General features: G+C 71.4%; 27 protein-coding genes. 26 read left to right on the top strand and 1 reads right to left on the bottom strand.

The features are described 5' to 3' along the window. The first annotated feature begins 163 nt into the window (after positions 1-163). The 9 genes from AB0E14_RS19805 (at position 164) to AB0E14_RS19765 (ending at position 8,131) form a co-directional block, all read left to right on the top strand. Positions 164-358, top strand: coding sequence for a hypothetical protein (locus AB0E14_RS19805; protein ID WP_362419270.1), 195 nt, complete (start codon positions 164-166; stop codon positions 356-358). Between the two features lie 5 nt (positions 359-363). Then, the gene (locus AB0E14_RS19800) at positions 364-537 is read left to right on the top strand and encodes a hypothetical protein (RefSeq protein ID WP_362419267.1); all 174 of its coding nucleotides are present in this window, start codon (positions 364-366) and stop codon (positions 535-537) included. A 162-nt stretch (positions 538-699) separates the two neighbouring features. After that, positions 700-2,091, top strand: coding sequence for a DUF2637 domain-containing protein (locus tag AB0E14_RS19795; protein ID WP_362419273.1), 1,392 nt, complete (start codon positions 700-702; stop codon positions 2,089-2,091). A 17-nt stretch (positions 2,092-2,108) separates the two neighbouring features. Continuing rightward, the gene (locus tag AB0E14_RS19790) at positions 2,109-2,642 is read left to right on the top strand and encodes a hypothetical protein (protein ID WP_362419264.1); all 534 of its coding nucleotides are present in this window, start codon (positions 2,109-2,111) and stop codon (positions 2,640-2,642) included. 5 nt (positions 2,643-2,647) lie between these two features. Then, positions 2,648-3,286, top strand: a complete 639-nt coding sequence (locus AB0E14_RS19785) for a hypothetical protein (RefSeq protein ID WP_362419261.1) — start codon at positions 2,648-2,650, stop codon at positions 3,284-3,286. A 119-nt stretch (positions 3,287-3,405) separates the two neighbouring features. After that, on the top strand, positions 3,406-5,187 hold the full coding sequence (locus AB0E14_RS19780; RefSeq protein ID WP_362419258.1) for a hypothetical protein: 1,782 nt from the start codon (positions 3,406-3,408) through the stop codon (positions 5,185-5,187). A 5-nt stretch (positions 5,188-5,192) separates the two neighbouring features. Further along, on the top strand, positions 5,193-5,573 hold the full coding sequence (locus tag AB0E14_RS19775; protein ID WP_362419255.1) for a hypothetical protein: 381 nt from the start codon (positions 5,193-5,195) through the stop codon (positions 5,571-5,573). An 80-nt stretch (positions 5,574-5,653) separates the two neighbouring features. Then, the gene (locus AB0E14_RS19770) at positions 5,654-7,948 is read left to right on the top strand and encodes a hypothetical protein (RefSeq protein WP_362419252.1); all 2,295 of its coding nucleotides are present in this window, start codon (positions 5,654-5,656) and stop codon (positions 7,946-7,948) included. Positions 7,949-7,963: 15 nt separating this feature from the next. Continuing rightward, positions 7,964-8,131 carry a hypothetical protein gene (locus AB0E14_RS19765; RefSeq protein WP_362419249.1) on the top strand — a complete coding sequence of 56 codons (168 nt, stop codon included), beginning with the start codon at positions 7,964-7,966 and terminating at the stop codon, positions 8,129-8,131. Between the two features lie 192 nt (positions 8,132-8,323). Here AB0E14_RS19765 and AB0E14_RS19760 read toward each other — a convergent pair whose 3' ends face one another. Beyond that, positions 8,324-8,614 (bottom strand): hypothetical protein, encoded by a 291-nt coding sequence (locus tag AB0E14_RS19760; protein WP_362419246.1) that lies wholly within the window; start codon positions 8,612-8,614, stop codon positions 8,324-8,326. Between the two features lie 245 nt (positions 8,615-8,859). Here AB0E14_RS19760 and AB0E14_RS19755 point away from each other — a divergent pair, with 245 nt between their 5' ends. From AB0E14_RS19755 to AB0E14_RS19675, 17 genes are all read left to right on the top strand, one after another. Then, a complete protein-coding gene (locus AB0E14_RS19755; protein ID WP_362419243.1) occupies positions 8,860-9,420 on the top strand; it encodes a hypothetical protein in 561 nt (186 codons plus the stop codon). Next, positions 9,398-10,999, top strand: a complete 1,602-nt coding sequence (locus tag AB0E14_RS19750) for a terminase family protein (RefSeq protein ID WP_362419240.1) — start codon at positions 9,398-9,400, stop codon at positions 10,997-10,999. The genes AB0E14_RS19755 and AB0E14_RS19750 overlap by 23 nt, the downstream gene beginning before the upstream one ends. Before the next feature lie 770 nt (positions 11,000-11,769). Continuing rightward, on the top strand, positions 11,770-13,653 hold the full coding sequence (locus AB0E14_RS19745) for a hypothetical protein (RefSeq protein ID WP_362419237.1): 1,884 nt from the start codon (positions 11,770-11,772) through the stop codon (positions 13,651-13,653). A gap of 65 nt (positions 13,654-13,718) precedes the next feature. Next, a complete protein-coding gene (locus tag AB0E14_RS19740) occupies positions 13,719-14,513 on the top strand; it encodes a hypothetical protein (protein ID WP_362419234.1) in 795 nt (264 codons plus the stop codon). Between the two features lie 105 nt (positions 14,514-14,618). Continuing rightward, positions 14,619-15,353 carry a hypothetical protein gene (locus AB0E14_RS19735; RefSeq protein ID WP_362419231.1) on the top strand — a complete coding sequence of 245 codons (735 nt, stop codon included), beginning with the start codon at positions 14,619-14,621 and terminating at the stop codon, positions 15,351-15,353. 13 nt (positions 15,354-15,366) lie between these two features. Further along, entirely contained in the window at positions 15,367-16,431 is a 1,065-nt protein-coding gene (locus AB0E14_RS19730) for a major capsid protein (protein WP_362419228.1), read from the top strand. A gap of 2 nt (positions 16,432-16,433) precedes the next feature. Next, positions 16,434-16,838, top strand: a complete 405-nt coding sequence (locus AB0E14_RS19725; RefSeq protein WP_362419225.1) for a hypothetical protein — start codon at positions 16,434-16,436, stop codon at positions 16,836-16,838. Positions 16,839-16,931: 93 nt separating this feature from the next. Then, complete coding sequence (locus AB0E14_RS19720; RefSeq protein ID WP_362419222.1) at positions 16,932-17,273, top strand: hypothetical protein; 342 nt, start codon at positions 16,932-16,934, stop codon at positions 17,271-17,273. Beyond that, the gene (locus AB0E14_RS19715) at positions 17,270-18,112 is read left to right on the top strand and encodes a hypothetical protein (protein WP_362419219.1); all 843 of its coding nucleotides are present in this window, start codon (positions 17,270-17,272) and stop codon (positions 18,110-18,112) included. The genes AB0E14_RS19720 and AB0E14_RS19715 overlap by 4 nt, the downstream gene beginning before the upstream one ends. Continuing rightward, positions 18,112-18,342, top strand: a complete 231-nt coding sequence (locus tag AB0E14_RS19710) for a hypothetical protein (RefSeq protein WP_362419216.1) — start codon at positions 18,112-18,114, stop codon at positions 18,340-18,342. Before AB0E14_RS19715 ends, AB0E14_RS19710 begins: the two co-directional genes overlap by 1 nt. Continuing rightward, positions 18,339-18,716, top strand: coding sequence for a hypothetical protein (locus tag AB0E14_RS19705; protein WP_362419213.1), 378 nt, complete (start codon positions 18,339-18,341; stop codon positions 18,714-18,716). Before AB0E14_RS19710 ends, AB0E14_RS19705 begins: the two co-directional genes overlap by 4 nt. Further along, complete coding sequence (locus AB0E14_RS19700; RefSeq protein ID WP_362419210.1) at positions 18,713-19,168, top strand: DUF6093 family protein; 456 nt, start codon at positions 18,713-18,715, stop codon at positions 19,166-19,168. Before AB0E14_RS19705 ends, AB0E14_RS19700 begins: the two co-directional genes overlap by 4 nt. Next, positions 19,165-19,551, top strand: a complete 387-nt coding sequence (locus tag AB0E14_RS19695) for a hypothetical protein (RefSeq protein WP_362419207.1) — start codon at positions 19,165-19,167, stop codon at positions 19,549-19,551. Before AB0E14_RS19700 ends, AB0E14_RS19695 begins: the two co-directional genes overlap by 4 nt. Continuing rightward, positions 19,548-19,997, top strand: a complete 450-nt coding sequence (locus AB0E14_RS19690; RefSeq protein ID WP_362419203.1) for a hypothetical protein — start codon at positions 19,548-19,550, stop codon at positions 19,995-19,997. Before AB0E14_RS19695 ends, AB0E14_RS19690 begins: the two co-directional genes overlap by 4 nt. Before the next feature lie 103 nt (positions 19,998-20,100). After that, positions 20,101-20,892 (top strand): hypothetical protein, encoded by a 792-nt coding sequence (locus AB0E14_RS19685; RefSeq protein WP_362419200.1) that lies wholly within the window; start codon positions 20,101-20,103, stop codon positions 20,890-20,892. 108 nt (positions 20,893-21,000) lie between these two features. Further along, positions 21,001-21,525 carry a hypothetical protein gene (locus AB0E14_RS19680; RefSeq protein ID WP_362419197.1) on the top strand — a complete coding sequence of 175 codons (525 nt, stop codon included), beginning with the start codon at positions 21,001-21,003 and terminating at the stop codon, positions 21,523-21,525. Positions 21,526-21,611: 86 nt separating this feature from the next. After that, positions 21,612-21,932 carry a hypothetical protein gene (locus tag AB0E14_RS19675; protein WP_362419194.1) on the top strand — a complete coding sequence of 107 codons (321 nt, stop codon included), beginning with the start codon at positions 21,612-21,614 and terminating at the stop codon, positions 21,930-21,932. Positions 21,933-21,951: the final 19 nt, after the last annotated feature.

Genomic DNA, 21,951 nt, shown 5'->3' with positions numbered 1-21,951 from the left:
TGGCGATCAAGGACGACATGGTCCGCCGGAACCCGCAGATGGAGCGCGCCAACGTCCTCTTCTTCTCGTTCGAGCCGAACACCCTCTGACCACCCACCCCGCGGGGGTCCGGCCCGGGAGCCGACAACGGGCCGGACCCCCACCCCCTCGACCGGAGGTCCTGATGCACACCGGCAGCCCCGACGAGCTCCACCGCAGGGAACAGCGTGCCCAGCAGATCGCCGCCCAGATCGCCGACCTCCTCAACCAGCTCGACCAGACCGGCCCGGTCACCGCGCACGCCGGCCGCATCACCGGACTGGCCGTCACCATCCGCCGCACCCCCACCGGCTGGACCGCCGACACCGACAGGAGCTGAACCCCATGGCCATCCCGACCCTGACCGAGTACCGGGCCGCCCACGGCGACCCCGCGCGCTGGTCCGCCGACGAGATCGACGAGTACCTCGACGACTGCCTCGCCGCCCTCCCCGCCCCCGCGCCCTTCCCGACCCCCACCACGACCGTCGCGGCCACGGTCCTCCCGGCCGCCGCCTGACCCTCACCGTCGCCCTCTCCCTGCCCCGGAAGGACACCGATCACCGTGACCACGACCCCGGCCGGCGCCACGCCGCCCCAGAACCCCGCCCCGGGGAACCGGCAGCCCAACGCCGGGGCCACCCCCCACACCGACACCCTCACCCGCACCCAGAAGACCCTCATCGGCGTCGTCGCCTTCGCGGTCCTCGTCATCGCGACGCTCGGCTTCATCGGCTCCTACGCCGCCGTCACCCAGCTCGCCAAGGCCAAGGGCTTCGGCAGCTTCTCCCACGCGTTCCCGATCGCCGTCGACGCCGGCATCATCGCCTTCCTCGCCCTGGACCTCCTCCTCACCTGGCGCCGCATCCCCTACCCCGTCCTGCGGCACACCGCCTGGGGCCTGACCGCCGCCACGATCGCGTTCAACGCCGCCGCCGCGTGGCCCGATCCGCTCGGCGTCGGGATGCACTCCGTCATCCCCGTCCTGTTCGTCATCGCCGTCGAGGCCGCCCGTCACGCGGTGGGGCGGATCGCCGACATCACCGCCGACAAGCACATCGAGTCCCCGCCGATGTCCCGCTGGCTCCTCAACCCGTACGGCACGTTCGTCATCTGGCGCCGGATGCGGATGTGGAACATCCGCTCCTACGAGACGGTCATCGACCTCGAGCGCGAGGTCCGGATCTACCGCGCGCAGCTCCGCAAGGAGCACGGCCGCCGCTGGCGGCGTAAGGCGTCCGCCGAGCAGCTCCTCGTCCTCGACCTCGCCGGCGACGGCATGAGCGTCGAGGCCGCGATCGACCTCCCGTACCAGGAGGCGAAGCGGCGGGCCGAAGCCGAAGCGAAGCGAACCGCCGAGGAGACGGCGAAGTCCGAAGCCGAAGCCGAAGCGAAGCACCAGGGCGAACTCCGGAAGGCTGAAGTCGAAGCGAAGCGCCGGACCGAAAAGGCCGAAGCCGAAGCGGCCGAAGCCGAAGCGAAGGCCCGAAGTGAAGCGGCAGCCGAAGCAGCGCGGATCGAAGTCGAAGCGAAGCGGATCGCCGAAGCCGAAGCGGCCCGGCTCCTCGTAGCCGAAACCGAAGCGAAGCTCGCCGCCATCGCCCGCGAGCAGCAGCAGGCCGAAGCCGAAGCCGAACTGAAGCGACTTCAGCAGGCCACCGACCGCCGCCGGGCCGAAGCCGAAACGCGCAGGCTGCAAGCCGAGGAGCAGGCCGAAGCCGCCCAGCGGGCCCGGGAGGAAGCCGCCCAGCGCACCGCCCAGCGGATCGCGGCCGAAGCCGGAACCCGAAGTGGCCCCACTTCAGGTTCGGGTTCCACTTCGGGCCCCGGACCCGAAACCGCTTCGGACTCCACTTCAGGTTCGACTTCGGCTCCCCGCGCGATCGGCGGCCAGCGGTCGAAGCGCCAGGCCGAAGTCGAAGCGGTCCTCGCCCGCCTCGTCGAAGCCGGAGACCCGAAGTGCGTGTCCCTCGAGGACGTGATGCGGGACTTCGACCTGAAGCAGACCACCGCCTACGACCGCCTCTCCACCGCCCAGAACCTCTACGCCAAGTCCCAGACCCGAAGCGCCTGAGCCCGAAGGAACCCGAAATGCCGAGCACCAACACCCAGCCGCGGACGCCCCCCTCGTCCGCGGCGACCGCCCGCGCCCTCCCCGACACCCAGCACCTCGTCGAGGAAGCCCTCAGGAGTCTCCGCCCCGGCCAGCCCGGTGCCGCGCCCCCACCCCCCGACCTGCCGACGTGGAGCCAGCGGATCGTGCCCCGCACCGCCCAGAACCTCCTGGCCGGCTGGGGCATGTGGCACGCGCCCGCCCCGCAGCCCCCGTCGGTGCACCTCCTGCACACCCTCGGAGTTCTCGAGCGGTACGGCTGGTGCAAGTCCACCGGCACCGACCGCGCAGGCCGAATGTGCATCGGCGGCGCGCAGCTGCTGCTGCAGGACACCGGCCACGTCACCCCCGCCGCCCGCGCCCGAGCCGTCGAGCACATGCACACCGTGCTCGCCCACGCCGGGGTCCACCTGCAGTTCTTCGTCTGGAACGACCTCCCCGGACGGACGTTTCCCCACGTCAGAGCCCTCCTCGCCCGTACCGCCGACCACGCCCGACAGATCGGAGAGTGACCCCCGTGAACACCCCGCCCAACGACGAGTTCGACCGGATCATCCAGACGAGCGGCTTCGGCCAGGCGCCCGCCGCCGCCCACCACAACGGCTACGACACGAACCCCTACGGCGCCCCGCAGCACGGCCCGAAGACGGGCCTGACCGTGCGCGGGAAGGCCGCCCTCGGTATCGGCGCCGCCGTGCTCGCCGGCGGCAGCCTCATCGCCTACCAGTCCTACGAGGCGCAGGCCGCCAAGGACGCCACCATCGCCAAGGAGTTGGACCTGAAAGCGCAGGCCCTACGCCTGGAGGAAATGAAGGAAACGAACCGGGCGAACGAGGCCGGAAAGGCCACGCAGAAAGCCGAGGAAAAGGCCCGGCAGACGTCCGTCAATTCCTGCATCGACGACAACAAGAACCTGATCGGGAAGGGCTACGGACCCCCGACCTACCGTCAGGTCATCGACGACTGCCAGGCCCAGTACGGCGCCGCGAACACCACAGGCGTGAACCTGCAGACCGCCGGCTCCTCCACCCTCGCCACCAGCCCCCAGACGAGCGGAGACGGCACCATCAGCGGCACCCCGCTCCTCGCCATCGGCAGCCTCGCCGCGCTCGCCCTGTGGGGCGCGAGGAAGGCCACCAAGCCCCACCCGGCCTGACTTACTCCCACCCTCTTCCTCCCGACCCGATCCCTCCTCCTCCCGCCCCGGAGAGCCCCTCAACAGCCGAAACGAGGACTCTCCGGGCCGGTGAGAGGAAGGAAGTAAGGAGATCCACGATGGCGGCCGACACCGCGCCCGCAGCGGTCCCCGACCCCAACGACCGGCCCCACCAGGACGGCCAGCCCGGCCTGTGGGCTTCCATGCTCGCCCCGGTCGAACCCGCCCGCCCGGCCCCGGCCACCTTCAACCTCGACCCCGCCGCCGGCACTCCGGGCACGCAGCAGGGCGTGGCCGGCGTGTCCTCCGCCTCGTTCCACGGCGACGACAACACCCCGGAGAATGCGCCGAATTCGACCTCGAATTCCCGCAGGCAGGAAAGCGTTATGCGGGCGTGGCTTCTTGCCGGCGCGGAGCGGTGGAGGAAAGGCGCGGGAGCCGGTGTAAAGCGTCTCGAGGTCGAAAAGGCCCGGGCCGCGGCGCAGCAGGTGAGGGAGACCCGCACGGTGACCGTGAACCGAACGGTACCCGGCCCGAACACGGCGGGAAGCGGTGGCGGAGGCGGCGGGAACCGTCCGGCGAAGACGCCGAAGACCCCCGCGCCTGCGCCCAGGACGGGGCCGAGGAACACGTCCAACGGCGGGGGAGGAGCGTCCCGTACGCCCGCCCCGGCACCCGCTCCCGCTCCGCGCTCTTCCCGTGCCGAGCGGACCCCGAGGACGCCCGCAGCGCCGACGCCCGCCACGACGAACAGCACTCGGCGCGAGCCGGGCCCCAGGCCGCACAACACCCGTACTCCTGGGCAGGACGGCGGCAGCCGGACCCCTGGCAACCGGACCCCTGCCCCCAGCGGCGCCAGCGGTGCGGGCGGGACCACACCCCGCACCCCCGGGCCCGCACCCGTACGGAACTCTGCGGGACGCGGCACCAGCGACCCACGAGCGCGGAAGAACACCCCCGACACCTCCACCGCCGAACGTCGGGCCACTCCCGAGCGCAGGACCACGCCCGAGACCGACCGGGACCCCAACCAGCGCGCGACCAGCACCAGCAGCCGCAGGACGAACCGCCCCGACGCCGACGGGCAGGAGCGCCGCCCCACCAGCCCGGCGCAGACGAACCCCGGCACCCCCAACACCACGCGGCCCTCCCGGAACGACCGGACGGACCGTTCGCAGCCCCGCACCACCGAGACGACGCGGCCGCTCGGAACCCGCGGCTCGCGCGAGACCGGATACCGCGACGGCGCCCGCGCCGCCCGGGCCGCCGCCCACGTCCAGGCCTACGCCGACGGCGTGAAGGACGGCTGGGCCGACGTCCAGGACACCGCCCGCCAGGAGAAGACGGCGCTCGACACCGCGCACGCCGCCCGCAAGCAGCAGCGAGACAAGGACACCCCCGTGCCGCCCACCCAGACCATCCCGCCCAAGCCGACCCGCCCGCCGGCCACCCCGATCCCCGTCACGGGCGTGGACGCCGCGAGCGTGCACCTCGGCGACGGCGCCAACCGGACCGCCCTCGCGCGCGGCGAGGTCCGCACCCTGAAGAAGTTCCAGCGCCGCCTCGAGGCCAAGACGGAGACGATGCAGCAGGTCGCCGAGCGCAGCCGCGGCCTCGAGACGCACGCCACCCAGCAGGCCGAAGCCATCACCCGGCTCCTGGAGGCCGCGAAGGGCGTCAAGGGCGGCGAGGACCTCCTGGCCACCCTGGCCCGGCTCCAGGACGCCGCCAACGCCCAGGCCGGGCTGGCCGGCGACGTCAGCAAGCGGGCCGTCCGCGGCGCCGACGCCTGCAGCGCCGTCCACGCCAACGCGCAGACCCGCTACGGCGGGATCTACCAGGCCGTCGTCGACTCGCCCCTGACCAAGCCCGCCGAGGGCGACTTCTACAAGGAGGGCTGACCGCCATGCCTGAACTGACTTACCGACAGCTGTGCGCGGCGGTCGCCGAGCTGGAGACGAACGTGCTCCGCAACGCCGAGTCGATCCGCGCGAACGCCGCCTGGATCGACGAGGAGGCCCAGGACACGGCACGCGTCGCCGACATGATCGCCACGATGAACGTCGACCCGTACACGGTCGGCGAGACCCACGCCCTCGCGCGCATCATGCGCGGCGTCTCCGAGGCGGCCCTCGCCTACGCCTCGGCCGGTGACACCACCGCGAAGGCCGCGGCCGCCGTCGCATCCCAGGCCCGCGCCAGCCACGACGGAATCCAGGAGCAGTACTCCCGCTCCAACGTCGCCGGCATCCACGACGTCGACCGCGCCTGGTTCGAGCAGGAGTAGCCCAGCCCGGCGCCGCCCGGCCGGCAACCCGGGCGGCGCCAGCGCCCCCCCGTACGACACCCCGCCTCCAAGGAGCCCTCATGTCCACCAACCCCACGATCACCACCGCGTCCACCACCGAACGGAACATCGGCATCATCACCGCGGCCGCCCCCATCGCCGCCGGAGCTCTCTCCCCGCTCCTCGACGGCAGCGCCGCCTTCCTCGCCACCCTCGCCTACGGCGGCACCGCCGGCTTCCTCGCCGCCAACTACATGAACCGGCTCCCCCCAGGCCTCGCCCACTACCTGCCCGTCGCCGACATCGTCCGCGCCCACCGCGCCCCCCTGTTCGCCTCCACCCTCACCACCGGCATGGCGCTCGGCCTGGGCACCCTCGGCGGCCTCGAAGGCACCGACGCCCTCATGGCCGGCATCACCACCCTCCCCTCCATCCCCGGCATCGTCTCCCTCGGCTGGTGGACAGCCGTCGTCCTCACCGGCGTCAAGCTCCGCAACGTCCTCCGCCGCCCCCGCACCACCACCCACCCGCCCCACCCGGCCGCCGCAGACACGCCCGCCATGCCGCACGTCCCCCTCAGCGACGCCCAGCTCATCGCCCACGCCTGGTACCTGCACGTCTCCAACCCCCAGACCGGCGTCAACCGCGGCCAGGAACTCACCCTGACCACCCACACCCCGGACCGGTGGACCGGCACCATCACCGCCCCCACCGGCAGCGCCGTCACCGTCAGGAAGGACACGATCTCCAGCCTCTACAAGGTCGACGCCGCCTGGATCGACCTCACCCCCGGCGCCCACGCCGGGCAGCTCCACCTCACCGTCAACCGCACCCCGCCGCCCGCCCTCGACGAGAGCACCCTGGCCGGCGCCTGGGGCAAGTACGTCGCCCGCAAGGGCGGCCTGATGGCCGGGACGTACCTGGCCGACGTCCAGGACGACCCCAACACCGGCGGCCAGGTCGCCGTCGTCGTCGCCGACGACACCCTCGACAAGCTCGACCACCCCGACCGCGCCTCCCTCGCCGGCGCCCTCCGCACCACCCCGCTGCTCATCTCCTACGAGCCGCGCCTCAACCCCCGCGAAGCCGTCGTACGGAAGATGGACCACAACCCCCTCGAGGAAGGCACCATCTTCCCCGGCACCCACGTCCTGAAGGCGAACGCCAACGGCTACGTCCAGATCGGGCGCGGCATCTCCGGGTTCCCTGCCCGCCTGCAGCTCCACGACCCGGCGCTCGGCGCCCAGCACGTTCTCGTTGCCGGCGTCACCGGATCCGGCAAGGGCGGCACCCTTCAGCTCATCGCGCTCGCCCACCACGTCAACGGCTCCGCCATCATCAACGCCGACCCGAAGGGCTCCTCGAACCCCGCGATCGAGAAGATGGCCGCCTACTCCGGACTCGGCCCCGACGGCGCGATCGGCGCGCTCCGCGTCTGGTACCACGGCCTGCAGCACCGCATCGCCGAGTCCGCAGCCCTTGGGCAGAAGAACTTCCAGCCCAGCCCCGAACGCCCCTGGGTGCCGCTCATCCTCGACGAGGCCAGCAAGCTCCTCGGCGAGAAGGCCGAGCACAAGAAGGAAGCCGTCTTCATCATCAACGCCGGCGCGACCCTCGGCCGCTCCCTCGGCATGCCCGTCATCCTCGCCAACCAGTTGATGCAGTTGGCCCAGTTCGGCGGCGACGCCTCCATCCGCGACAACATCTTCTACGGCGGCTCTCTCGTCCTTCTGCGCTCCGACTCCCAGCAGAAGCAGCTCATCGACCTGCCCGACAATTTCGCCGGCTGCAACCCCGCCGACATCCCCCCGGCCTGGACCGAGGACCGCGCGCTCGTCTTCGACGCCGACCTGCCCGAGAACGACCCGGTGCGGACGTTCGGCCTCGGCTTCGCCGCCAGCCCCGGCGCGCACCCGGAGATGATGCGGAACTGGCTCCTCGAGGACGCCAGCGCCTACATCGACACCACCCAGATCGCCCACCCCGCCGACTGGCCGTTCTGGGACCAGCGCGACGAGCTCGCCCGGTACTCCGTCCTGCCCGAGGACATGGAGGACGACGGCGAAGGTGGCGCCGGGCCCATCTTCGACATGGGCACGGTCTCCGCGCCGCCGAAGAAGCCCCGGACAGCCGAGGACAAGATCCTGCAGTTCCTCGAGGAGTACACCGACCCGATCGCCGAGGACATCAACTACGCCCACAAGGATCAGATCGCGGACATCACCGGGCTCGAGTCGTCCACCCTCGACAACGCGCTCTCCCGCCTGACCAAGGCCAAGAAGATCCACCGGCAGGCCGAGAACGGCAAGGAAGTCCGCGGCTGGTACGGCCTCGGCCCCACCCCCGAACCCACGACCGACGACCAGCCCGAGTAGGAACCCGACCCCGCGATGCCCCGCCCCGCGCTCCCGGAGCCGGACCCCGACACCCTCGTGGCCCGGCTCCCCGACGGGACACTCGTCCTCGTCGCCCGGCTCGACCCCGACCGCACCGCCGACACCAGCCCGCTCCGCCGCGCCCTCCAGCAGATCCGGCAGCAAACGCCGGGCAGGGACTGAAGCGACCCAAGTCCGGAAGGCGAGCAACGGGGATAGCGGCTCAGACAAGCCGCATTTGATCCGTCAGCATGAATCTTGTACGGCCCGTCCGGGAGCCCTGGTGTCCCCGCGCCCCTCCCGGACGAGGCTGTGCCACACTCGCCACCCCCGGCCCTGCCAGCCCCCCCGCGCGGCAGGGCCGGTGTCGTACCGTCAGACCCCCGCGTGCTCGCGGAACCAGGCCACCATCTGCTGCAGCGGCTGGTTCACCGCGAGGCTGTTGCCCTTCGCCCCCAGGTTGTCCCGCCCGTAGTGGTCGGCCCGCTCCTCTGCCAGGTTCACCAGCCGGATCGGCTCCACGTACGCGTTCCGGTCCTTCGCGATCATCGCCAACTTCAGGTCAGCCGCGGCCGCGAGCTTGTTCGTCATCAGGTCCTGGCACTCCGGCGCCGTCACACACCCGGGCGCGGTCGCCGCCTCGTACGCGGCCAACGCCTCCGACACACCGGGCCCTGAAGGCGACGCGGACACCGCCGGCGTACCGCTGGCCTTCCCCTCATCGCTGCCGCCGCCACACCCGGACACCAGCACCAGCGCGGCCACACACGCCGCGACGGCCCCCACCCTCCGCACATGTCTCATATCGCGCAGGATGCCACCCACCCCCAGCCGGGGGAACGAAACCACCGACATCGGGGATCATCGGCCACAAGGCGCGGGGCCTGACCAGCAGCGGGAGCCCCACCGCCATGCCCCACTCCAAGGCCGAACAAGCCGAGATCGCCGAGCGTCGCGCCCAGCTCATCCGTCTGCGCCGTAAGGGTGTTCCCTTCGACGACGACCGGATCCTCGACCTCGGCTACTCCTCGGCCGGCCACGCCACCAAGGACCTCATCCGCGCGCTCGCCCAACGCCGCGACGACCAGGCCGCCGAGGCCTCCATCTACCGGCAGCAGGAGAACGAACGACTCGACGCCCTCCTCGAAGCCGCATGGCCCCACGCCACCAAGACGCGGCCCGTCTACAAGGACGGCGAGTACGTCGGCGACGAGCTCGACATGCGCGCCGTCGACACCGTCCTGCGCCTCATGGACCGCCGCGCGAAGCTGAACGGCCTCGACATGCCCGTGAAGGCCGAGCTGTCCGGCCCTGGCGGGGGAGCCGTCCGCCTCGAGCACGTGAAGCTCGCCGAACTGAACCAGCTCATCCAGCGGGCCGGCGAACCCGACGACCAGGGCGACGACGAAGACGACGACCTCCGGTACGAGGACGAAGACGAGGACGAGGGTGACGACGGCGACTCGGCCTGACCTCGACCCCGACGTCGTCTCCGAATCCGAGGAGACGCTCCGGCTGATCGCCGCCTACCGCAAGCTGCGCCGGGCCGAGCGGCGCCGCGTCGCCCGCCGCGCCAGCCCCGAACTGCGCTCCGCCCTCGCCGAGGTCGAGTACGCGATCGCCCTGGAGCGCTCCCCGGGGTCGATGGCCGTCACCCTCACCGACGGCATGGAGATGCAGGCCCCCCACCTCGCCCTGATCGACCAGCTGTTCCAGCGCATGGCGCGCGGCGAGTCGATCAAGGCACTCATCACCATGCCCCCGCGACACGGTAAGTCCCAGCGTGCCGCGCGGTGGGCGCCGCTGTGGTACCTGGCACGGCACCCCGACCACCGCGTCATGATCGCCTCCTACGGCGCCGACCTCGCCGAAGAGCACTCCCGCTGGATCCGCGACGCCATCAAGACCTACGGCCCTCGCATCGGCCTCGCCCTCCACGCCGGCTCACAGGCCGCCGCCCGGTTCGACCTTGCCGACCCCGCGACCGGCGACCGGCTCCGCGGTGGCCTCGTCGCCGCCGGTGTCGGAGGAGGCCTCACCGGCAAGGGCGCCCACCTCGCCATCGTCGACGACCCCATCAAGGACGCCGCCGACGCCGAATCCCCCACCCTCCGCCGCCGCCTCTGGTCCTGGTGGACCGCAGTCATCAACACCCGCCTCGAACCGACCGGCTCCATCCTGGTAATCCAGACCCGCTGGCACGAGCAGGACCTCGCCGGACGCCTCCTCGAAGGCCAGGACGCAGACGACTGGATCCGCCTCGACCTCCCCGCGATCTGCGACTCCGAAGACGACCCCCTCGGCCGGCCGATCGGCGCCGCACTGTGGCCCAAGCGGTTCAACCGCCGCACCCTCGCCAAGTTCCGCAAGGCCGTCGGCGAACGCGTCTGGTGGTCCCTCTACCAGCAGAAACCGCGCCCTCTGGAGGGCGGCGTCTGGAAGTGGCCCTGGATCACCGACAACCGCATCACCCCCGTCGCCTTCCGCGGCGTCGACCTCTCCCGCATCGTCGTCGCCGTCGACCACGCCGGCGGCGCTGACGACGTCAACGACGAGACCGGCCTCATCGCCGCCGGGCGCACCACCGACGGCCACCTCTACGTCGTCGCCGACCGCTCCGACCGCATGGGCGCCGACACCTGGGGCCACGAAGCCTGCCGCCTCGCCCTGGACGTCGAAGCCGACGCGATCATCGTCGAGGACAACTTCGGCGGCGACATGGCCAAGCAGATCGTCACCCAGGCCTGGAAGGAACTCGCCGAGCAGGGTGAGACGAAGGGCCGCCTCATGCCCGCGATCATCGAAGTCCACGCCAAGCAGGGCAAGCGCCTGCGCGCCGAGCCGATCGCCCAGCTGTACGCCCAGGGCCTCGTCCACCACGTTGGCGAGCACCCCCGCTTCGAGGGCCAGCTCGTCACCTGGATCCCCGGCATGGACTCGCCCGACCGGATGGACGCCGGAGTCCACGCCCTCACCGAGCTCGCCGACCCCGCTGCGGCGCCCACCACGAGCGGCTCGTACGGCGACAACCGACTGGCAGGGCGGAGGTAACCGGAAATTCCGGGCCCAGTCACGAATGGTGATCATGTTAGATCGCTGTCCAGCCGCGTGTGGGAAGCATGAAAGCTCCGTACGAACAGCCGCCGACGGTAGGCGAGTTCGTGGCGACGCCAGGAAGGGGCCTGTATGGCGATCTGAGGCCCGATCGGGTCTGTGAAGGTGATCCGATGGCCCTTCGGACAGCTTTTTAAAATTCCGGTGATACATTGAAGTTGCGCACGAAGCCTGCGTACTTAGTTCGTAGGGCGCACGGAAAACCGGAAAGTGGAAAACAAGAAGCCGCCCCCCTGGGTGGGAGACGGCCTCTTGCGGAAGGGCCGGACTGGGCCTCCCCGCTACCTCATCGCTGTGACGGCCAAGTCAAAAAGCGCGATGACGAAGCACCAGAAGCCCCAGTCCGGCTCGTCGTTCCCCATCAGTACCTCCTGTTTCCGTTGTCCGGTGGGTGCACCGGAGGCGGATGTACCCCCTCCAGCGCGCGCGGCCCGGAGGGTTTCACCAGGAGATCGGGCGGTGAACGTCCGAATGGAAGTCTACGGCCTGCCGAGTACCAACTTCGGCCCCCACGGAATTCTCCTTTGGGACCAACAGGCATATTCGGTACGGAATATCAGGGCTGAGTGTTCCCTCGAACGGGTGATCCTTTCCGCTCGTCTCCGCGACCGCGCGGCCGCCCCAACACCCGAAGCACGGGGGAGCACCTACCCGACCGGCCTCTACCCTGATCACATGGCGCGGGGCCTGTCAGCGGAGGCGTACCCGTGAGCCTGTTCAGCGGCGTCAAGGACGTCATCATCGACGCGTGGGGCTGGCTGAACTACAAGCCCGTCTTCAGCGACAACCTCGGCATGCCGAACCGCCGCGCGTTCCCTGAGGCCCACGCCTCCTGGGTGCCAGCCGCCGACGAGCGCCGCCTGGCCGCGTACAAGCTCCTCGCCGCATACGACAACAACCAGGTCGCCGAACTCACCCAGGTCCGAGACGGCGACGCCGCCAAGGAGCGCCGCGAGTTCGGCGACCCGTCCATGTTCGTCGAGGCGATCGTCGCCCACGTCATGGGCCGCGAGCAGCACATCGTCGTCCCCGGCGCAGACGCCGACCCGGAAGCCGACGAGGAGACCGCCGCGACCGTAGCGGCCGCCGAGCGCGTGCAGAGCCTGCTGCGGGACTGGGCCGAGAACGAGCTGCTCACGATGCGGGTCCTGCAGACCGAGCGGAAGGCCGTCAGCCTCGGCGACGGCGTCTACCTCCTCTTCTGGGACCCCGACAAGCAGCGCGTCCGCGTCCGTACGTACGACCCCGGCTTCTACTTCCCCGTCCTCCCCGAAGACGGCGACGGCTCCGAGTACCCCGACCGCGTCCACCTCGCCTGGGAACTCCCCGAGGACAAGAAGCGCGGCCTGCCCGCCCGCCTGCGCCGCATCACCTACGAGTTGGACTGGATCCGCCCTGCCACCGGATCGGGCGTCGACCGCACCGGCCGGCCCGTCCGCGCCACGCTCATGACCACGCCCACCGACGACACCCCGCCCGCGCCGCTCCTCGGCCTCGGCGACCAGGCCGACGACACCGGCGCGATCTCCCGCCTGTACCCGTGGAACGACACCCCGTCGTACCGCACCTGCTACCTCACCGACGCCACCTGGGAACTGGGCGACCTCAAGGGCAACGTCGACGTCGACGACCTCCCCCTGGACAAGGCGCAGTTCTCCACCAACCCGGCCGGCGAAGTCCTCGACCACCTCGACCTGCTCATCGACTTCGTGCCGCTCATCCACATCCCCAACACCGTCCCCCCGGCCGAAGAGCACTGGGGGCAGTCGTCCCTCGCCAAGGTCATGCAGGTCTTCGACGAAATCTCCGGCACCGACACCGACTCGGCGAAGGCGTCGGCCACCACCGGCTCCCCGATCATCTCCGTCTCCGGGCGCCCCACCAGCGGCCGCCAGAGCCAGCTGTCCGTCGCCCCCGGCCTTGTCCTCGAACTCGGCGAGAACGGCCGCATGGACGCCCTCGACACCTCCACGCAGCTCGGCGAGCTCCGCAACCACGCCCACGACCTCGCCGACCGCGCGGCGAACATCGCCCGCCTCCCCGCGGTCGCACTCGGCACGACCGACCCCTCCAAGGTGCCTTCCGGGTACGCCCTGGAGCTGTCCCTCGGCCCGCTCGACTCGCTCGTCATGGGCATGCGCCTGGCCCGAGCCCACAAGTACGCGCTGCTGCTCAAGTTCGCCCAGCGCCTCCACATCGTCGGCCAGCACCCCGACTGGGCCGGCGTACGTCCGCTCCCCGCGGCCTTCTCCTTCGGCGCCTACACCCCGACCGACAAGGCCGCCGTCCTCGAGCAGGTCACCACCGCGTACGAGGCTGGCGTCATCTCGCTCGAGACCGCGGTCCGCACCCTGAACGAGTCCGGATGGGCCATCGGCGACGTCGAGCAGGAGATCACCCAGATCCAGGCCCGCCAGTTCGAGCAGGCCCGATTCCTCGCCGACGCCACCGGATCCACCAAGGCCGTAGGCGACTACCTCGGCCTCGACATCGAACCCGACCCGGCCCCTCCTGCCCTCCAGCTCCCGCCCGCCAACCAGGACGACAAGGCGCTCGAGGACCCCGCGCGGGGGAGCGGGGGGAACGAATGACGAATCCTGTGGTGTCCTTGGATCAAGGCGCGGGGCCTGAACTGTCCTTGGGAGGACTGGCACTCATGCGTCGCCCCGCGCAGCCCCGCACCGCCCCCGCCGCACCGGCCTGGGCCCACCCGTACGCGGGTGTCGCCGCCCTCGCCGTCTTCTACAACGACGGCGGCAACCCCGACCCGAACGCCCAGCCGCCCGCCGCTCCTCCCGCGCCGAAGCCGGGCCCGCCGGTTCCGCCGACCGTCACCATGAGCCAGGACGACCTGAACGCCCTGACGACCAAGGAGAAGGACCAGGGACGGCGTGCCGGTGCCCGCCAGGCCCTGGAGGACTTCGCCACCGAGCACGGCTTCGGCTCCGTCGACGACGCCAAGACCTTCATCACCGCCGCCCGCCAGGCGCAGCAGGACGCCCTGTCCGAGCAGGAACGCGCCCAGCAGCAGCTCGCCGCCGACCGCGCCCAGGTCGACCAGGCCCAGGCCGCGCTCGCCGTCGAGCGGCGGAACCTGGTCCGCGAGCAGACCCTGATCCGGCTCGGCGCCCTCGACGTCGCCGACGACCAGGGCCAGGTCACCTCCCCGAACCTGCAGGACGCCCTCGCCCTGCTGGAGCGCGAACTCCGCGACACCCCGGACGCCGAAGCCGCCGACGTCGCCGCGGCCGCCGCCCGCGTGAAGACCCGCCACCCCGCCCTGTTCGGCGCCCCGCAGGCCCCCGCCCCGCAGGCCCTGCCGCCCGCGCCCGGAGGCGGGCCCGCCGGAGGCCCGCCCGGACGCACCCCGGCCGGCACCAAGGACGCCGTGAAGACCGCCGCGCGCAAGCGCGCCGAGGAGATGGGGCTCCGCCGCCCGGACGCCGCCTGATCCCGTCAGACCAGCACCACCCGAGGGACCACGCCCTGACCCCCGTGGACGGCACCACACCCGGTGCCCGCACCTATCCCGCGCTCACGCGAAAGGGGTCACGGCGTGGACATCCAGCCGTACACCACCAACGAGACGCTGTCCGTCGGCCGCCCGTGGCTGATGAGCATGCTCGGCATCGAGGCCAACGAGACCATCACCCTCGACCTCACCAAGTTCTCCGAGTCCCTCCACTGGACCCCGGCCTCGGCATACCAGCCCGAGCGGAAGCTGAAGTCCGGCATCCCCCTCGGCAAGATCACCGCCTCCGGGCTGTACGCCCCGTACGCGGCCGTCACCAACGAGGTCCAGACCCTCACCGTGACCGGCGCCCCGACCGGCGGCACCTTCACCATCACCTGGAACGGGCAGACCACCGCCGCCCTCGCCTACAACGCGACCGCCGCGCAGGTCCAAGCCGCGCTCGAGGCCCTGTCCAACATCGCGCCCGGCGACGTCGTCGTCACCGGCGCCGCAGGCGGACCCTGGACGCTCACCTGGGGCGGCGCCCAGCTCGGCGAGAACGTCGCCGCGCCGACGACCACCGAGTCGTTCACCGGCGGCACCAGCCCGGACATCACCATCGCCACCACGACCGGAGGCGACACCGCCACCGCCTCCGACGGCTCGCAGATCTTCGCCGGGTTCCTCTTCACGGAGGTGTCGTTCTACCCCGGTTCCACGAAGGCCGGCGCGCCGCTGATGGTCCACGGCCAGATCGACCCGTCCAAGCTGCCGGTCGCCTTCGACCCGACCGACATGCCGGCCGGCTCCAACACCCAGTTCGTCTACAAGGTCTGAGAGGGGACCCCCCATGGCTAACGACATGCTTGAGGTCCTCCTGCGGGACATCAACCCGACCGAGATCAACGCGTTCGTACGCGAGATCCAGACCCCGGCCGACTACCTCCTCACCCAGTCCGTCATCCCCGAGCGGACCGTGCAATCGGTGAAGTGGCAGACCCGCGGCTCCCGCCGCCGGGTCGCGGCCGCGACGTACCGCGCGTGGGACGCCCAGACCCGCGTCGCCACCCGGAAGATCGAGCGCTGGGCGACCGAGGGCAAGCTCCTCCCGCTCGGCCAGAAGTACATCATCGGCGAGCTCGAGACCATCCTGGAGAACGTCCAGCGCGGCATGGACTCCCAGGACCTGGTCGACTCCATCTACCAGGACGCCGCCGCGCACGTGGAGTCCATCAAGCACCGCATGGAGCTCGCGGCCGGCGACCTCCTCATCGACGGCAAGTTCACCCTCACCGGCGAGAACGGCCTGACCCTGGAGGCCGACCACAAGGTCCCGGCGGCGAACATGCCGACCGCGCCGACCGCGTGGACGGACCCGACCGCCGACATGCTCGGCGACGAGATGCGCTGGATCGAGGTCCTGCGCAAGTCCGGCGCCCCGATGCCCACCCGCGCGCTCACCTCGTACAAGACGATGGCGCTGCTCATGGGCAACGACTCCTACCGCGCCGCCTACTACGGCTCGGTGAACAGCGCCAACACCATCCCCACGGCCGTCCTCGCCCCGAACGAGGTCAACGTCGTCCGCGGCCGGTACAACCTGCCGCCGATCGTGGACTACGACGTCACCATCCCGCTGGAGAGCGGCTCCGACGTCCGCGTGCTGCCGGAGAACATGTTCTTCCTCCTGCCGCCGGACGCCCGGCAGATGGGCGAGACGCAGTACGGCCTCACCGCCGAGGGCATGGTCCTCTCCTCGGGCGGCAACCCGTCCATCGACCGCGAGGAGGCGCCCGGCATCATCGTCACCTCCGGCTACCAGGACGACCCGGTCCAGGTGTGGACGAAGGGCGCCGCGGCCGCGATGCCGGTCATGTACACCCCGGACATCCACATCGCTGCGACGGTGTGGTGACCATGGGCGCGCAGTTGAAGACGACCGTCTTCGTCGCGGACCCGGACACTCACCAGACCGTCGAACTCGACCCGGGCGCGCTGCCGGAGCCGAGGCTTGCCGCGCTGGTGACGAACCCGGCCGCCTGGGTCGACGGCAAGCTCCCGCGCCTGCGCGCGGCCAGCAAGTCCGAGACGGGCAAGGACCCGGAGGGCGACGGTCTGGTCCCTTCAGGCGACTCCTCTGGCGACGGATCGGACACCGGATCCGGCGACGGTGACACCGACCCGGACGAGCCCCCCGGCGACGCGCACTCCGAAGAGGGAGCGGCCGCCGCCGAGGAGCCCAAGCCGGCCGCCCGGGCGGCCAAGAAGACGGCCGCGCGCAAGCCGGCCGCGACCGCCGCCGAGGGCACCGGCGGTCAGTAAGCGACGTACGGGCCTGGACCCCGGTGGGGGCGCCGGACCGGGCCCGTACCTCGCCCACCCCTTCCCACCCCGCTCAACCCCCTGGAGGAGCCGATGACCGAGGCCATCCGCGCCTGGCTGCTCGCCCAGCTCGGCGCCACCACCGACCTCATCGACCTCGAGCAGCGCTACACCCGCCTCGGCACAGCCCGCGCCGTCGCCATCGAGATCGTCAGCGAGCGCCTCGCCGCCCTGCGGACCAGCCCGGCGTCCGTGAACGTCTCCTCCGTCGTCGCCGTGTCCTACGCGGAGAACATCAAGGCCTACGAGCGTCAGCTCGCCGCCCTCCACGACGGCCTGCCGCTGGCGCCCGACGAGGAAGACCCCGACGGCGACGGCGCCGCCGGCTCCAGCGCCATCGGCATCATCCGCCTCGTCGAGCGACCGCGTCGATGACCACCCCCACCCAGCAGGCGGCCGCCCAGGAGCGCGACGCTGCTGTTGCCCCCGCAGCGCTCGCCCTCGCAGCCGCGTGGAGCGAACTCCACCGCGCGCAACTGGCCACCATCCGAGCCCTCGAGGAGCAACGCGCCGACCGGGTACGCGGCGCCACCGAACGCCTCCGCCGCACCCTGCAGACCTTTCTCACCGCCGTCGCCGCCTTCGACCGCGCCGCCCGCGCCGTCGCCGAGAAGTGGGCCGCACAGGACCTCCCGCTCCTCTACCGGGACGGCGCGCTCGCCGCGATCGAGCGGACCTTCCACCGCACCCAGCGCACCCGCCGCCCCTTCGCCTGGACCGACCCCCACCAGGCCGCCGTCACCGCGCTGTCCGCGCAGTTCTACGCCGACCTCATCGCCCGCATCCAGGAAGCCGTCCGGCGTGCGCAGGCCTTCGTGCGGGCCGCGCAGGACCAGGCCCGCACCCTGCCCGGTATCCAGCGGCAGCAGCTCCTCGACGACCACGGCCTCGAGACCGTCGTCTACCGCAACCAGGCCAAGCACCCCGTCACGGCCTGGGCCACCGCAGCCCTCGGAGCCCAGGCCACCACGGTCACCAACACCGCCGCCCTCACCTACGGACGCGTCGACCTCGAGGCCTTGTGGTTCGAGTGCACTGATGGCCGCGAGTGCGGATTTACAGGGCATGACGACCTGGACAGGGCCACCGCGACGATCCGGTCTGCCGAGGACGCGGAGATGTGGCCCGTGGCCCACTTCGGCTGCATCCGCACCTGGACGCCCCGGCCTGACCTGAACAACGCCCCCGACCTGGAATCAGGAGCCGACCTCTGATGCGGATCTACATGACCGACGGCACCCGCACCGTGCAGATGTCCACCCGCCGCGGCGAGAACACCGGCCTGAAGGCCGCGGAGAAGACGGTGCGCCGCCTGTTCCACTCGATGCCCGGGCCGCAGGACGACAAGCCGAAGCCTCCGATCGGCTTCGCCGGCCCGCTGGACGCAGCCACCGAACGCGCCCCCGAGGCCGACAACCAGATCGACGAGGAGGGCGCGGAGTGAACGAGCAGACCTTCGCCGACGCGATGCGCCAGATCCGCATCACCACCGACGGCGTGCGCGCTGCTGTCTCCCTCGACGGCTCCGACATGTCCGAGACCCTCGCGGGCTACACCGTCGAGCACCGAGCAGGCCTGCCCCCGCAGGTCATCCTCTTCCCTCGCCCCGACCACCAGGTTGCCTTCGAGGGCATGGCGCGCGTGGTTGTGGCAGAAGCAGCAGATCCCGGTCCGACGATCGTCGACTTCCTGCGCAGCATCAACCCGGCCGCGCTCGACGAGGCCGCGCTGAACCGCGACGACCTCGACGGCTCCTCGAACGAGCTGACCAAGGCCATGCTGGCGCAGCTCATCGACTGGGCGGAGGGCCGCACATGACCCTGCCGCTGCCCGGCCTCGACACGGCGCTCGCCGGCGTCGTCCGCTGGATCGACACGAACCTCCTCGTCGACACCGTCCGCGTCACCCTGCCCGCGACCGGCGAGCCCGTCTTCAACCCGGACACCGGCGAGCTCGAGTACCCCAGCGGCACCGTGCTCTACGACGGCCCGGGCGCCGTGCTCTCCGCCTCCACGCAGGGCGACCTGGTCGCCATCACCGACGCCAACCTGCCCTGGACACCGGAGACGAAGTCCCGCTACCGCCTCTTCACCCCCCTCGCGGCCCCGGACTTCCCCAAGGACGCCCAGGTGACCGTCACCGCCGTCCACAACCCGGCGCAGGACGGGCTGCTCGGCCGGTCGTGGATGTGCACCGACGTCACCGTCGCGGGCACCGTCCAGGCCGTGAAGGTCACCCCGCTCGACCAGAACCGGGGGACAGCGTCGTGACCCCCGACGAGCTGGCCGCGCGCCTCGACCGCGCCGCCGACCTCATGCCGAACGCGATCTACAAGGGCATGGCCCACACCGGCATGCTCGGCCGGGCCCGGATCAGCGGCAACGCCTCCGGCCGGCCCGGGCCGAACGTCATCACCGGCGACTACCGAAACTCCTGGCAGGCCGTCACCACCCGCATCCCGTACGGAGCGTTCTGCACCATCGGCACGAACCGCCCGCAGGGCCGCCGCCTGGAGTTCGGCTTCACCGGCACGGACAGCCTGGGCCGCTCCTACAACCAGCCGCCGTTCCCGCACGTTGGGCCCGCCATCGACTTCATCGCCCTCACCCTGCATGCCCAGATGAGGCTCGCGGTCGCGGAGGCCCTCACATGATCGAGCGCCGGGAAGTCACCAACGCCGTCCTCGCCATGCTCACCGCCGCCACCGGCATGCCGGTCGGGCGCGGCCGGCTGCCGCAGAACCCCGGCACCCGGTACTACGTCGTTCACGCCCTGGACGCGACCCTGTCCGGTCCGCCGCTGGCCGACCTGAACGAGGACCTCACCGTCATCTTCCAGGTCGACTCGGTCTCCGCGCCGGACCCGACCAAGCCCGGCAGCAGCGGCAGCGCCGAGCAGGCCGAGTGGCTCGCGGACAGGGCCCGGGCCGCGTTCCTCGGCCGCAGCCGGCTCTCCGGCCAGTGGACGCACCCGATCAGCGTGTCGGGTGCGGTCGTCATGGCCCGCAGCCTCGACTCCGAACCGGGGGGAACGAATGATCCCGCCGATGCCATCATGAATTTCGTGCAGAGATTCAGGCTCGACCTGACTCCCGCCTGACCCCCTTACGGCAGGCATGACCGCACCGCGGCGGACCCCTACGCGGACGCGCCACCCCGTGGCCGAGACGAGACAGCCACCACGCGTTCAAGGGGTTCACACCATGCCCAGGTTCAACCGGCGCGGAAAGACGAAGATCCTCTTCGCTTCCACCGTCGCCTCCACCGCCTACATCGCCACCCGATCCGAGCTGTCCGGGGCCACCAAGCTGACGAAGGCCATCGCCGCCGTCGACGGCTTCACCCTCGAGAACCAGCCGATCGACACCCCCGACCTCGAGTCCACCTTCACCTCGAAGATCGAGGGCGAGGACCAGGCCGCCGACTCCACCCTCACGTTCTACGAGGACCTCACCGACGAGGACCTGGAGACGGCGCTCGCCAAGGGCACCACCGGCTACATCATCATCCTCCGCAAGGGCGACATCCCCGGCTCCCAGAGCATGGACGTCTACCCGGTGACCGTCGCCTCCAAGTCCTCCGCGATCAGCGTCGACAACGAAGCCGCGAAGTGGATGGCCAAGTTCGTCATCACCGACACCCCCGCGCTCGACGTCGCCGTCCCGGCCGCCGGCGCGGACGAGGTCCAGACCGTCACCATCACCGGCACCCCGACCGGCGGCACCTACACCCTCACCTTCGACGGCCAGACGACCGCGGGCATCGCCTACAACGCCGCGGCCTCCGCCGTTCAGTCGGCGCTCGAGGCTCTGTCGAACATCGTCCCGGGCGACGTCGTCTGTGCGGGCGGACCGCACCCCGGTACTGCGGTCACGGTCACGTTCGGCGGCCAGTACGACGGCACGGACGTCCCGCAGATGACCGCCTCCGCCGCGAGCCTCACCGGCGGCACGTCCCCGGCGGTCACGGTCACCACGACCACCCCCGGCGGCTGACACCCGCTGTCCACCCCCCCCCACAGTCCCCGGCCGGGCCCGACGCGTTCGGGAAGGGGCGCGAAGGCGCCCGGCCGGGTCCCCTTCCCCTGACGGAGGACCACCCCCATGCCCAGCACCCCGAAGACCGCACCCGCCCCGCCGTCCGCGCGCGAGCGTCTCCTCGCCCGGCAGAGGCCCACGCTGAAGATGACGATCTGCGACGACCTGCAGCTGAAGGCCGACCTGGAGGCAGCCCGTTACGCCCTGCGTCGCATCAAGGGCGAGGCCGCCGACGACCCGGACAACGCCAACTTGAAGGTTGCGGTCGCCGTGGCCGAGCAGGACGTCGCCGAGGCGCAGGCCGCGTTCGACGCTGCGGCGATCGTGCTGCGGTTCGAGGCTCTGCCGCGCCCGGCGTTCGAGGCTCTGAAGAAGGCGCACCGGCCGACCGAGGCGCAGTCCGAGGACGGCTTCGAGGTCAACATCGACACCCTCGCGCCGGAGCTGGTCGCCGCCGCCTCGCTCGACGGCCTGACCGTCGACGACGCCCGGACCTTCCTCGACACCTGGGCCGAGGGCGAGGCCGCGCTGCTGTTCAACACCGCGTGGGGCGTGCAGAACGAGACCCGCGCGGACGTGGGAAAAGGCTGATCACCGATGACCGGTTCCGCGCCGAACTCGAGCTGTGCGACCGCTGGGGCATCCCCCACTCCCTCTTCCGAGGAGCCGGCAGCGGGGTGTGGACGGCGCGGGACCGGGAGAAGGCCCTCGCCTTCCGCGACTACCAGCGCAGCGTCTGCCCGCAGTGCGGCACTCGCTACGACGACTGGGACCACGGCGGTGAAGGCGGCGAGGACGCCTACGCCGTCACCGTGCAGCGCTGCACCGGCTGCCAGGTCATCGGTGAGAAGCAGGACGAACTCCAGCAGGACGGGGGCGACCTGCACGGCAAGAAGATCGCGCTGATCCCGGCCTCCGTCCACGCGGCGATGGAAGCCCAGCGCGAGATCGAGCAGCAGAAGTGGGCCGCCCGCCGGGCCGCCCGCGACACCGAATAGAACGAAGGAGGGGCGGGCC

The sequence above is a fragment of the Streptomyces sp. NPDC047981 genome, assembly GCF_040653315.1.
Lineage (GTDB): Bacteria > Actinomycetota > Actinomycetes > Streptomycetales > Streptomycetaceae > Streptomyces.
Note: the sequence above shows the minus strand (reverse complement) of the source record. Positions and strands in the feature narration are given on the sequence as shown.

Coding starts and splice junctions, on each gene's coding strand:
- AB0E14_RS19780 (WP_362419258.1), top strand. CDS start 3,406: ATGGCGGCCGACACCGCGCCCGCAGCGGTCCCCGACCCCAACGACCGG.
- AB0E14_RS19690 (WP_362419203.1), top strand. CDS start 19,548: ATGATCGAGCGCCGGGAAGTCACCAACGCCGTCCTCGCCATGCTCACC.
- AB0E14_RS19685 (WP_362419200.1), top strand. CDS start 20,101: ATGCCCAGGTTCAACCGGCGCGGAAAGACGAAGATCCTCTTCGCTTCC.
- AB0E14_RS19755 (WP_362419243.1), top strand. CDS start 8,860: ATGCCCCACTCCAAGGCCGAACAAGCCGAGATCGCCGAGCGTCGCGCC.
- AB0E14_RS19775 (WP_362419255.1), top strand. CDS start 5,193: ATGCCTGAACTGACTTACCGACAGCTGTGCGCGGCGGTCGCCGAGCTG.
- AB0E14_RS19720 (WP_362419222.1), top strand. CDS start 16,932: ATGACCGAGGCCATCCGCGCCTGGCTGCTCGCCCAGCTCGGCGCCACC.
- AB0E14_RS19770 (WP_362419252.1), top strand. CDS start 5,654: ATGTCCACCAACCCCACGATCACCACCGCGTCCACCACCGAACGGAAC.
- AB0E14_RS19725 (WP_362419225.1), top strand. CDS start 16,434: ATGGGCGCGCAGTTGAAGACGACCGTCTTCGTCGCGGACCCGGACACT.
- AB0E14_RS19680 (WP_362419197.1), top strand. CDS start 21,001: ATGCCCAGCACCCCGAAGACCGCACCCGCCCCGCCGTCCGCGCGCGAG.
- AB0E14_RS19710 (WP_362419216.1), top strand. CDS start 18,112: ATGCGGATCTACATGACCGACGGCACCCGCACCGTGCAGATGTCCACC.
- AB0E14_RS19805 (WP_362419270.1), top strand. CDS start 164: ATGCACACCGGCAGCCCCGACGAGCTCCACCGCAGGGAACAGCGTGCC.
- AB0E14_RS19730 (WP_362419228.1), top strand. CDS start 15,367: ATGGCTAACGACATGCTTGAGGTCCTCCTGCGGGACATCAACCCGACC.
- AB0E14_RS19800 (WP_362419267.1), top strand. CDS start 364: ATGGCCATCCCGACCCTGACCGAGTACCGGGCCGCCCACGGCGACCCC.
- AB0E14_RS19765 (WP_362419249.1), top strand. CDS start 7,964: ATGCCCCGCCCCGCGCTCCCGGAGCCGGACCCCGACACCCTCGTGGCC.
- AB0E14_RS19790 (WP_362419264.1), top strand. CDS start 2,109: ATGCCGAGCACCAACACCCAGCCGCGGACGCCCCCCTCGTCCGCGGCG.
- AB0E14_RS19715 (WP_362419219.1), top strand. CDS start 17,270: ATGACCACCCCCACCCAGCAGGCGGCCGCCCAGGAGCGCGACGCTGCT.
- AB0E14_RS19700 (WP_362419210.1), top strand. CDS start 18,713: ATGACCCTGCCGCTGCCCGGCCTCGACACGGCGCTCGCCGGCGTCGTC.
- AB0E14_RS19740 (WP_362419234.1), top strand. CDS start 13,719: ATGCGTCGCCCCGCGCAGCCCCGCACCGCCCCCGCCGCACCGGCCTGG.